Source organism: Burkholderia sp. 9779_493 (assembly GCF_015712215.1).
Classification (GTDB): domain Bacteria; phylum Pseudomonadota; class Gammaproteobacteria; order Burkholderiales; family Burkholderiaceae; genus Burkholderia; species Burkholderia cenocepacia.
Map to the genome: position 1 here is coordinate 1 of NZ_JACCQA010000074.1, position 11,226 is coordinate 11,226.

An 11,226-nucleotide genomic window follows, 5' to 3' on the forward strand; every position below is an offset into this window, starting at 1 on the left:
CTGCTGGCACCACCCGACGCCACGCGAGTGTTGCTGGTCGACGAACGCCTGCGATCCGCTTGCACGGACGAATCGCCCAAAAAGCGTCGACAGGCGTTCGAACAAATGATCGAAAACGCGCTCGCCTCGCATCCTAACGCTCAGTTCTGGCTGGCGCGCAGCGGTGACCATGGTACCGGTCACTGGCTATCGTCGCTGGTCCGCGCCTTGCCGCCCGGTACACAACATATCGGCGACGAATATTCGACCTGCGCCGCGCTTCGCCACGTCGATCATGTCTATACGGTAGCGGCACCGGAGGGTATGTATGCATTGCTGGCCGGCGTCCCGGTCCACACATTCGGCGCGCCCTACTACTCGGGCTGGGGGCTGACAAACGATCACGGCGTGACGGGCGGCCGCGCAACGCGGCCAACCTTGGCAGCATTTTTCGATGTCGTGTTCCTGCGTCTGGCGAATTACCTGGACCCGGCGACGCACGCGCCGGGCAGCCTTGATGCGTTGCTCGACAGCATCGAATTACAGCGCTCAGTTTCAACCCGGTTCGCAGATCTGCGTGAGGTGGTCGGTGTGCGTTTTCAGTGGTGGAAGCGCCCGTTCGCCACACCATTCCTCACGGCCGGCGGTGGTACGTTGCGCTGGACACGTGAGCCAGGCTCGCTGCGCCGTGGCGAATACGCGGCACTTTGGGGTGCACGCAGTTCGGACGGTGTGCCCGAAGGCGTGCGTCACGTGAGAATCGAGGACGGATTTCTCCACTCGACCGGACTCGGGTCGGACATGATTGCCCCCTACAGCCAAGTGGTGGACATGAGCGGCCTGTATTTCGACGCAAGCCGCCCGAACGACCTCACGACCCTGCTGAATGGAACGATATTCAGCGAAATGGAACTGGCACGAGCCGCCAAGCTGCGTGCGCGGATCGTTCAATTCGGTTTGACAAAATACAATCTGGGTCGGCGCAAACCGACATGGCTGGCACCGCACGGAAAACCAGTTTTGCTGGTCCCGGGACAGGTGGCCGATGACGCTTCCATCCGCCTGGGAACGCGTGCAATTTCCACCGCAGACGCGCTGCTACGTGAAGTGCGTGCACGCCGTCCCGAGGCTTTTATCGTTTACAAGCCCCATCCCGATGTCCTTTCCGGCAACCGGAACGGCCTCGTCAATGCCGAGCGGCTAGCCGACGTTGTCGACGTCGACTCGGATCTCGTCTCACTGATCGACGCCGCGGACGAAGTACATACGCTGTCGTCACTCGCCGGCTTTGACGCGTTGCTGCGCGGCAAGGCCGTATTCACGTACGGACTGCCCTTTTACGCAGGCTGGGGCCTCACACACGATGCACTTGCCCCCTTGCCCTGGAGAAACCGCAGTCTGTCGCTCGACATGCTCACGGCGGGTGTAATGCTACGCTATCCTGTCTACTGGGACTGGCGCCTGCAGCTATTCACGACACCAGAAGCCGTGATTCAACGGCTTGCACCGCTCGCAGCGCGCCCGCTTGGCCGAATAAACGCCGATCATGCGCGAACCTTCCTGAAGATCATGCGCTGGATTCGCAATGCAACGCATCACCTGGCTTGGCGCTGGCAACAAATCATGAAGAAACAGGCTCGCGAAGCATCGTGAACCAGTCACAAAATTGGAAACTTGACTCGGGGATTGCAACCATGAACATCTATCCGGTAATTCTGTGCGGCGGCAGCGGCACCCGACTTTGGCCTATGTCGCGCGGCGGCTATCCAAAACAATATCTGAAGTTGACGGGCGATCAAACGCTCGTCCAGCAGACGGCGGCTCGCCTTCAGCATATTCCGGGCGCCACGGCCCCCATCGTCGTCACCAATAACGAACAGCGCTTCCTGGTCGCGGAACAACTCCGTCAGGTCAACATCACGCCGTCGTCGATCGTGCTCGAGCCGGTAGGCCGCAACACCGCGCCCGCGATCGCGATCGCCGCGCTGCTCGCCCTGCACGAATCGCCTGACGCACTGCTGCTGGTGCTGCCGTCGGATCACGTCATCCTCAACGAGCCCGCATTCATCGCTGCGGCCACTGAGGCAGCCGCCATCGCAGCAGACCAGCATCTCGTCACGTTCGGCATCACGCCGACGGAAGCGCATACCGGTTTCGGCTATATCCGTCGCGGCCCGGCCGTCGCGGACGGCAAGCAGGTCTACAAGGTCGACGCGTTTGTCGAAAAACCCGACACACCTACAGCCGAGCGCTTCCTCAGCGACGGCAATTACTACTGGAACAGCGGCATGTTCATGCTGAAGGCGTCCACGTACATGGAAGAGCTGCATCGCCATGCACCGGAAATCGCCCGCCAGGCAGAACTCGCGTTCGAATCCGCCAAGCGCGACAACGACTTTCTCCGTCTCGACGCCGAAGCGTTCGCCGCCTGCCCGAACGTCTCGATCGACTACGCAGTGATGGAGAAGACCGAGCGCGCAGCCGTCGTCGCGGCAGCAGACCTCGGCTGGAATGACATTGGGTCGTGGAGCGCACTCGCAGACATTGCGGAAGCCGACGACCAAGGCAACGCACTCATCGGCGACATCTTCACCGACGCGGTGAAGAACTCGTATATCCGCGCCGAACACCGGATGGTCGCCGCCCTGGGCCTCGACAACATCGTGATCGTGGAAACCGCCGACGCCGTGCTGGTGGCGCATCGCGACAAGGCCCAGGACGTCAAGAAAATCGTCGAATGGCTGAACGCGTCCGGCCGCCACGAATCGGTCACGCACCGCCGTGTCGTCCGCCCGTGGGGTTCGTACGAAGGCATCGACCAGGGCGACCGCTTCCAAGTCAAGCGTATCATCGTGAACCCGGGCGCACAGTTGAGCCTGCAGATGCACCATCACCGTGCCGAGCACTGGATCGTCGTAAAGGGCACGGCAACGGTCACGAACGGCGACAAGGAAATCATGCTGACCGAGAACCAGTCGACCTACATCCCGCTCGGCGCGACACACCGCTTGAGCAATCCCGGCAAGATCCCGCTCGAGTTGATCGAGGTGCAATCAGGCGCATACCTTGGAGAAGACGATATCGTCCGCTTTCAGGATACGTATGGCCGGGAGTCCGCACGGTGAAAGCGCGACGGTAGCCGAGATCGAAGCGTCCGTACCCAGGGGGCACGCGAAAAGTCGCGCGCCCGCTGGCCTCCTGTCGCCACTATCGTCCAGCCGCAGGATAACCAGCCAAATCCGCAAGCTACGCCGAAATCAATTTACAACAAATCATCAATAACAATACTAGCAAGATGCCAACAGTCGCGCACCGCAATAGCATCAAGCAACCCAAGAGGACGCCGTGAGAAAAACCCTTTACATTGCCAGCGAAGTTCGCTCCGGATCAACATTTATTGCAGAATCCATCTCGTACTACCTTAACGAGCGATTTGGATATGAATTCTGGGATTTGGCGCAGGAGAAATTCTCCGGCTTGCATGCGGAATCGACCGCAGACGAAATAATCGGGATTCAGAGCAATCTATATCTAAACCCTGAAGGATGGGCCTCATCGAAAATCATGTGCAAAGCCCTTTCCATCATAAAACGAGAGTCTGCAAAGTCCGAGACCGTAAAAGACGCCTTCTTTGGCGAGAACGCCTATTGGATTGTAATAAGAAGGAAAAACAAAATACAACAAGCAATTAGCCTTGCAATGGCGAGAAAATCCGGACTCTATCATTATTACGACGACCCCAATAACGCCCCGGACAATAACATCAGCCCAGACTCGGTAGAAATCGAGGAAGCACTTAAATCAATCTTGCTATCCGACACCTACCTCGAATCTTTTGCCAGCGCTCTCCCGCAGGATCGCCACATTGAGATAGGCTACGAGGAATTTCTCAACCACAAAATTGAAAACATAAACAAGATAAATACGCTATGCGGTCTCCCGATCGACCAAGAAATAACAAATGAAATCAATCTCGCAAAGATAAAGCAAACATCGCAAAGCGGAAAACAGGCTGCGCGCATCAAATTCGTCGACTGGTTCCTGGAAAATTATTACTAAACACCCCTACCGCCAGCCGATTTTATGGGGGTTCGAATTATATAGCATACAAAATTCAATGAACTCGCACCGCTCCGCATTTTCAGACGATGCTCCACCACTAAACCAACATAGGACGCAACATCGACGACCGAAAACGGGAACTCGGACAGTGAAGTCAGTGGCCGCCCAATCGCTACGCCACCTCATATATCGCCGATCACTTTACTTCTGATCGGCACTAAAACTGTGCTGTTGATAAACGGCAGGAGCACAGCCACATCCTCGATTTTAGTACTACCGCGCTCGCGGTGGATGTAGCTTGGTACCTTTACCCCCAGCAAAAATTCGAGCGCTTACGGTCCGTTTTTTTGTGCCAGGAATGAATGCTGGTGTGCTCGCATGCTGATCGGTTCGATAAGCATATCTTCGATTTTCCTGCCCCATTCCAGGCACAACACGCTGCCAGAAACCTTGCGTAGCCATCATCAAGGTAAGCCTCCAGCGTAGGTCACACTCACCCACAGCACCGCCATGTGGGAGCAGCGAAAGTCGGCCGACGTTCGCCCTCCCCGATCGTCGTCATTTCGCAGTCTGCTTCGTACTTTCTTCCATATACTGTCACCCGACAACGTCAGAATCACTTTGTCTCACTCGCACGAATGACAGGATGTAAACACACACACATCCTGGACAAATAAGCAGCTCCTAGCCAATGCTGAAGACAACGAGGAAACCCCGGATGAGATCAGACACACGGACTGGCAACCCAGGCAAAATCGCGTTAGCTCGAGAAACATTCGCCCAACGTCAGGCAGACATGACGTCCAACTGGTACGAGGGAGTCAAGCAACGCGAAGGGGATGTGGATGCCTACATCGCGAAGCGACACGATGCCTACCTCGATCGATGGAAAGAGGCTGCCCGGTTCATTTGCGACGGATCGAAAGTGCTGGATGTCGGCGGCGGCAATCTCTTTCCGAAGTTGCTCGACTACCTGACGGGTCGCAAATTCGATTACTGGTATCTTGACGTGGACCAGCGCGCCGTAGATGGTTCGCGCGCAAGCGCGGCAACTTATGGCATTCCTGGCGATCACTTTGCGTTCGGCTACAACGATCAGTACTCGTTCCCGGATTCGACCTTCGATGCAGTTTTCTCGTCGCACTGCATCGAACACAGCTTCGATCTGTTCAGCACATTCCGCGAACTGAACCGCATCATCAGAATGGGTGGCAACCTGTTGATGGCCGTGCCATTGGGTTGGGAAGTCAACCCGGAGCATCCGTACTTTTTCGGGCCGAATCACTGGGTGGCCCTAGTCGAAGATGCAGGATTCGAGATACGAGTCGCACAGGTGGGAAGCGAATACCCCGAGGTAGGTCATGACTTCTTCATCGCGGCTCGCAAGATCAGCGAACCGAATCTGGACTGGCGCATCAAGCCCGACGATTACCGAAAGGAATCCTACACGTTCGTCAATTACGATGATGCAGCCGTGCGCTACGTAGGAAATCATTCGCTGACTACCCGACAAGATGGTTGGCACCTGCGTGGCAGCAACTGGGCTATCCGGGTAAATTTCCCAGGCGCAGTCGAGGTACTACCCATCTTTCACAACCACGGGTGGTCGGGTATCGTGCAGATCACCGGGGGCGCCCAGATTTCGCACCACGACCTCTTCTCATGGTTCCCCACCGTGCAGCCGGCGCGCCACCTCATTACCGCCCCAAGGCACAAGGATCGTGAACTGATAATTCATCCGTGCGGCAAGAATCCTGCTAGTCGCGCGATGGAAGCCGTGGTCTATGGATTCATGTACCGCTGACCTGCCACGCCCATCAATCGACATTGACTGCTGTGCAACACAGACATCGTCGAGGCAACACACCAGCGCCACATGGTGATGAGTTCGGACCCGTGGCGCACCGGTGTAGCAGCACTCTGCGCGGCATCTGCTCGGGCCCGTACGGACCATTCGGGCCTCGCAACGAAATGATGCAGCGACTGATGCCGCTCGCTTACACGTCCGGGCTTCGAATGTACCGTCAGCAACGCGACCCTGCTACGCGGAACCGGCAGCACTCGCCCTTCGCAATAGCCCCTCTCATTCGCAATTTTTCTGTTCAAGAGCAATATATAAACGCACCCGATATACCTCGAATAATGCCTTCCCGTCCGTCATTCTTCGCGCCACGGACGACGAGGTTCCTATAATGACTTGTATTTACTGATACTGCCCGACTAAGAGCCCCATGATCGATCTCGCCACCGCCCAGCAATTCCTGATGACCCGCGGCCTCGACTTCGGCCTCAACCTCCTCGCCGCGATCGTCTTGTGGTTCGTCGGCCGCTGGGCGATCCGCATCGGTACCCGCCTGCTCGGCAAAGTCGTGCGCCGCAGCGGCAAGGTCGACCCGACGCTCACCGACTACCTGACCTCCGTCGTCGGCGTACTGCTGACGATTCTGCTGATCCTCGCGATCCTGCAGCTCTTCGGCGTGCAGACCACGTCGTTCGCCGCGCTGCTCGCCGGCCTCGGCCTCGCGATCGGCACTGCCTGGGGCGGCCTGCTCGCACACTTCGCCGCCGGCGTGTTCATGCAGGTGCTGCGCCCGTTCAAGATCGGCGACGTGATCAGTGCGGGCGGCGTCACGGGCACGGTGAAGGAGCTCGGCCTGTTCGGCACGACGATCATCACCGCCGACAACATCGTGACGATCGTCGGCAACAACAAGATCTTCTCGGACAACATCGCGAACTACAGCGCGACGCCGCATCGTCGCGTCGACCTGACCGCGAAGATCGCGCACAGCGTCGACGCGGCCGATGCGATCAACCGCCTGAAGACGCAGATCCAGCTGGTGCCGAACGTGCTGAAAGTGCCGGCGCCGGACATCGGCGTGCTGCAATTCACGCCGGAAGGTCCGCTGCTGTTCGTGCGCCCCTCGACTCAGCCGGAGAACTACTGGCAGGTGTACTGCGACACCAACCGCGTGATCCTCGACACGTTCCGTGAGGCCGGCTATCCGACGCCGGAAACCCCGGTCTCGCAACGCAACGCGTGACGGAAGCGGCGCCCGAGCCGCACGAACAAAAAAAAGCGTGGCAGCCGCCACGCTCATCGACGACGCCCCCGCGACGAACGGCGCGAACGTACGCACGACCGGGATGAAACGCGCGAGCACGATCGTCTTGCCGCCGTGCTTGTCGTAGAACGAGTGGGTCTTCTGCAGCGCGGCGCGATCGAGGAAGCGCTCGAGCACCGGGATATGCGTATTGAACACCTTCGGGCCGATCCAGCGGCCGATCAGGTAGTTCACGGTGTTGCCGGAAATCGCCGCGACGAGCAGCAGCACGATCAGCAGGCCAACGTTCATTTCGCCCGTCGCCGCGAACGCGCCGCCGATGAACAGCAGCGAATCGCCGGGCAGGAACGGGAACACGACGAGCCCCGTCTCGCAGAACACGATCAGGAACAGGACCAGATAGACCCATGCGCCGTATTGCCGGATGAAATCGCCGAGGAAAGCGTCGATATGCAGGACAAGATTGACGAAATGAAGCAGCGTATCCAAATGCGATTCCTCGAAGGCGATGGGGCCGGAACGGCCGGAACAGGCCAGACATGGCCGAGGCGCCCGCCAGCCAAGGCGGCGCGTGCAACCCAGCGATGATACCGAAACTACCTTAAGGCTCCGTGAAAAAACGTAACGGCCGGCTGCCCCGGCACGCGTTCGCCGCCTCGCTATAATTCGGCCATGTCCGATATCACCGAAACGGCCGCGGGCGCCGCGCCCGCCCCCGCCGCGCGCCCGCTGCGCGCGATCCAGCCCCTGCCCGACCAGCTGATCAGCCAGATCGCCGCCGGCGAGGTCGTCGAACGCCCGGCGTCGGTCGTCAAAGAGTTGCTCGAGAACGCGATGGACGCCGGCGCGACGACGCTGCGCATCGTGCTGGAAGAAGGCGGCGTCAAGCGCATCTCGATCACCGACGACGGCTGCGGGATTCCGCCCGACGAACTGGCGCTCGCGCTGATGCGCCATGCGACCAGCAAGATCCGCTCGCTCGAGGAACTCGAGGCGGTCGCGACGCTGGGTTTTCGCGGTGAAGCGCTCGCGTCGATCGCGTCGGTCGCCGAGATGTCGATCACGAGCCGGACGGCCGATGCCGCGCATGCGATGAAGATCGATGCGCAGACGGGCGTGCTGTCGCCCGCCGCCGGCTCGACCGGCACGACGATCGAGGTGCGAGAGCTGTACTTCAACACGCCCGCGCGGCGCAAGTTCCTGAAGAGCGAGCAGACCGAATTCGGCCACTGCCTGGAAATGATCCGCCGCGCGGCGCTCGCGCGGCCGGACGTCGCGATCTCGGTGCTGCACAACGGCAAGGCCGTCGAGCACTGGAATGCGACCGAGCCCGCGCAGCGCGTCGCGAAGATCCTCGGCGACGGCTTCGCGACCGCGCACCTGCCGCTCGACGAGCAGGCCGGCCCGCTCGCCGTCTACGGCTGCGCCGGCCTGCCGACCGCGAGCCGCGGGCGCGCCGACCAGCAGTATTTCTTCGTGAACGGCCGCTTCGTGCGCGACAAGCTGCTGACGCACGCGGTGCGCGCGGCCTACGAGGACGTGCTGCACGGCGACCGCTATCCGTCGTACGTGCTGTTCCTCGATCTGCCGCCCGAAGCCGTCGACGTGAACGTGCATCCGTCGAAGATCGAAGTGCGGTTCCGCGATTCGCGCTCGATCCACCAGTACGTGTTCCACGCGGTCCAGCGGGCGCTCGCGCGCCACGCGGGCGCGTCGCCGGAAACCACCGCGGGCGGCCATGCCGCGCATATCGAGCCCGCCCCGCGCGGGCCGGCGTCGTTCCTCGACACGCCGCTCGGCCAGAGTCCCGGCGGCGCCGGCGGCATTGGCGGCAGCGGCTTCTCGTCGCCGTCGTCTTCATCATCGGCGGGCAACACGTGGATGCGCCAGGCGCGGATGACGCAGGGCACGCTGCCCGTCGCGCAGCCGCTCGCGCTCTACGACGCGCTGTTCGGCCGCAAGGACAGCGGCGCCGGCACGCCGGACGGCACGACGCTCATCGCGCGCGATTCGGCCGATTCGACCGACGCACCGGCCGCGCCGCTGCCGGGCTTCGCCGCGTCGCCGCTCGCCGCCGGCGCGCACGACGACCAGCCGCTCGGGTTCGCGCTCGGCCAGATCCACGGCATCTACGTGCTCGCGCAGAATGCGTACGGTCTCGTGATCGTCGACATGCACGCGGCACACGAGCGAATCCTCTACGAACAGTTCAAGAACGCGCTCGCGGATCGCACGGTCGCCGTGCAGTCGCTGCTGCTGCCGATCTCGATGACGGCCACGCCGGTCGAGATCGGCACGGTCGAGGAAGAGCGCGACACGCTCGAATCGCTCGGCTTCGACCTCGCGGTGCTGTCGCCGACGACGCTCGCGATCCGCGCGGTGCCGGCGCTGCTGAAGGATGCCGACCTGCAGTCGCTCGCGCGCGCGGTGCTCGCCGACCTGCACGCGTTCGGCGGCTCGCGGGTGCTCACCGAGCGCCAGCACGAACTGCTCGGCACGCTCGCGTGCCATCACGCGGTGCGCGCGAACCGGCGCCTGACGCTCGACGAGATGAACGCGCTGCTGCGCCAGATGGAGGCGACCGAGCGCGCGGACCAGTGCAATCACGGCCGGCCGACCTGGTATCAGCTCACGCTGAACGATCTCGACCGCCTCTTCATGCGCGGGCAATGAGCGCTTCTTCGCAGTCCACCCCGACGACGATCGCCTGCCTGCTCGGCCCCACCGCTTCGGGCAAGACGGCCGCGGCGCTGGCGCTCGCCGCGCGCCGCCCGATCGAGATCGTCAGCGTCGATTCGGCGCTCGTCTACCGCGACATGGATATCGGCACCGCGAAACCGTCGCGCGACGAGCGCGCGAGCGTGCCGCATCACCTGATCGACATCATCGACCCGGCCGACGCGTATTCGGCCGCGGAATTCCGCGCGGACACGCTGCGGCTGATCGGCGAGATCCTCGCGCGCGGCCGCACGCCGCTGCTCGCGGGCGGCACGATGCTGTACTACAAGGCACTGACGCACGGGCTCAACGACCTGCCGGGCGCCGACCCGGAAATCCGCGCGGCACTCGACGCCGACGCCGCGCGCGACGGCTGGCCCGCGCTGCACGCGCGGCTCGCGCAGGTCGATCCCGACACGGCCGCGCGGCTCGCGTCGAACGATTCGCAGCGGATCCAGCGGGCACTGGAAATCTTCATGTTGAGCGGGCAGCCGATGTCGGTGCTGCTCGCCGCGCCGCGCCGCACCGACGATGCGGCCGCCGCGTACCGCTTCGTGCCGGTCGCGCTCGAGCCGTCGGATCGCGCGGTGCTGCACGCGCGGATCGCGCAGCGCTTCGATGCGATGCTCGACGCGGGCTTCATCGACGAAGTCGAACGGCTGCGGCGCCGCGAGGATCTCCATCCCGACCTGCCGTCGATGCGTTGCGTCGGCTACCGGCAGGCGTGGGAATTCCTCGACGGCGACACCGACTACCGGACGATGCGCGACAAGGGCATCTTCGCGACCCGCCAGCTGTGCAAGCGCCAGATCACGTGGCTGCGCGCGATGCCGGAGCGGATCGTGGTCGACTGCGTCGCGCCGGATTCGACGGCCCGCGCGCTCGACGCGCTCGAACGCGTTCTCGACGGCCGCACACCGGGCTGATGCGTCAGCCGGCCCGACGCGCCGCCAGGCGCGCGCGGGCGCCGTCGACGATCCATGCGATGCCGCGCTCGAACGCTTCGTCGCCGCTGCGCTCGCGCAGCGTGGCCCAGCCTTGCGCGAACAACGGATACTCGGCCGCATCCGGCAGCAGCGCATCGGCGTCGCCGTCCGGCCGCGCCTGCTCTTCCAGCACCCAGCCGACCACGAAGCGCCCGATCGCGACCATCACGTCGACCGCCTCGTCCGGCTTGAACCCCGCTTCACCGAGCAGCGCGATCTTGCGTTCGATCGAACTGAAATGCAGCGCGCGCGGCCGGGTGCCGGCATGCAGGCGCGCGCCGTCGCGGTAAGAGACGGTTTCAAAAAGGCCCCGTGGGGCTGTTAACTTTCGCGGTGAGCTGTTAACCTCAGGCATCGGAACAACCGAGACTGAGGAGATGGCCAAGCCGATCATCGACGATGAATTGTGGACACTG

The 11,226-nt window shown here is 62.1% G+C and carries 8 protein-coding genes and 1 pseudogene; 7 read left to right on the forward strand and 2 right to left on the reverse strand.

Translation table 11 applies throughout. From position 1 onward, the window contains the following. The 5 genes from H0X95_RS35165 to H0X95_RS35185 form a co-directional block, all read left to right on the forward strand. A partial coding sequence (locus H0X95_RS35165) for a capsular polysaccharide export protein, LipB/KpsS family (protein WP_196446413.1) occupies nt 1-1,632 on the forward strand: 1,632 nt, incomplete at its 5' end. A gap of 41 nt (nt 1,633-1,673) precedes the next feature. Beyond that, nucleotides 1,674-3,104 carry a mannose-1-phosphate guanylyltransferase/mannose-6-phosphate isomerase gene (locus H0X95_RS35170; RefSeq protein WP_196446414.1) on the forward strand — a complete coding sequence of 477 codons (1,431 nt, stop codon included), beginning with the start codon at nt 1,674-1,676 and terminating at the stop codon, nt 3,102-3,104. 220 nt (nt 3,105-3,324) lie between these two features. Continuing rightward, nucleotides 3,325-4,038 carry a Stf0 family sulfotransferase gene (locus tag H0X95_RS35175; RefSeq protein ID WP_196446415.1) on the forward strand — a complete coding sequence of 238 codons (714 nt, stop codon included), beginning with the start codon at nt 3,325-3,327 and terminating at the stop codon, nt 4,036-4,038. Nucleotides 4,039-4,837: 799 nt separating this feature from the next. After that, nucleotides 4,838-5,845: a class I SAM-dependent methyltransferase gene (locus H0X95_RS35180; RefSeq protein WP_196446416.1), complete on the forward strand. Its 1,008-nt coding sequence runs from the start codon at nt 4,838-4,840 to the stop codon at nt 5,843-5,845. Between the two features lie 427 nt (nt 5,846-6,272). Beyond that, the gene (locus H0X95_RS35185) at nt 6,273-7,085 is read left to right on the forward strand and encodes a mechanosensitive ion channel family protein (protein ID WP_060213948.1); all 813 of its coding nucleotides are present in this window, start codon (nt 6,273-6,275) and stop codon (nt 7,083-7,085) included. A 15-nt stretch (nt 7,086-7,100) separates the two neighbouring features. On the opposite strand, the pseudogene H0X95_RS35190 reads toward H0X95_RS35185, so the two are convergent. Further along, nucleotides 7,101-7,595, reverse strand: a pseudogene (locus H0X95_RS35190) (VTT domain-containing protein); the annotation flags it as partial. Nucleotides 7,596-7,778: 183 nt separating this feature from the next. On the opposite strand from H0X95_RS35190, the gene mutL reads away from it, so the two are divergent. Both mutL and miaA read left to right on the forward strand, forming a co-directional pair. Next, nucleotides 7,779-9,779, forward strand: a complete 2,001-nt coding sequence (gene mutL, locus H0X95_RS35195) for a DNA mismatch repair endonuclease MutL (RefSeq protein WP_124637223.1) — start codon at nt 7,779-7,781, stop codon at nt 9,777-9,779. Further along, the gene (gene miaA, locus H0X95_RS35200; protein ID WP_196446417.1) at nt 9,776-10,750 is read left to right on the forward strand and encodes a tRNA (adenosine(37)-N6)-dimethylallyltransferase MiaA; all 975 of its coding nucleotides are present in this window, start codon (nt 9,776-9,778) and stop codon (nt 10,748-10,750) included. The genes mutL and miaA overlap by 4 nt, the downstream gene beginning before the upstream one ends. A gap of 4 nt (nt 10,751-10,754) precedes the next feature. Here miaA and H0X95_RS35205 read toward each other — a convergent pair. Next, nucleotides 10,755-11,226: TetR/AcrR family transcriptional regulator C-terminal domain-containing protein (locus tag H0X95_RS35205; protein WP_230878344.1), on the reverse strand; the 472-nt coding region annotated here is incomplete at its 5' end.

What these genes read in the sequence shown, in the direction of transcription:
- H0X95_RS35170 (WP_196446414.1), top strand. Translation starts at nt 1,674, where the DNA reads ATGAACATCTATCCGGTAATTCTGTGCGGCGGCAGCGGCACCCGACTT.
- H0X95_RS35180 (WP_196446416.1), top strand. Translation starts at nt 4,838, where the DNA reads ATGACGTCCAACTGGTACGAGGGAGTCAAGCAACGCGAAGGGGATGTG.
- H0X95_RS35185 (WP_060213948.1), top strand. Translation starts at nt 6,273, where the DNA reads ATGATCGATCTCGCCACCGCCCAGCAATTCCTGATGACCCGCGGCCTC.
- mutL (WP_124637223.1), top strand. Translation starts at nt 7,779, where the DNA reads ATGTCCGATATCACCGAAACGGCCGCGGGCGCCGCGCCCGCCCCCGCC.
- miaA (WP_196446417.1), top strand. Translation starts at nt 9,776, where the DNA reads ATGAGCGCTTCTTCGCAGTCCACCCCGACGACGATCGCCTGCCTGCTC.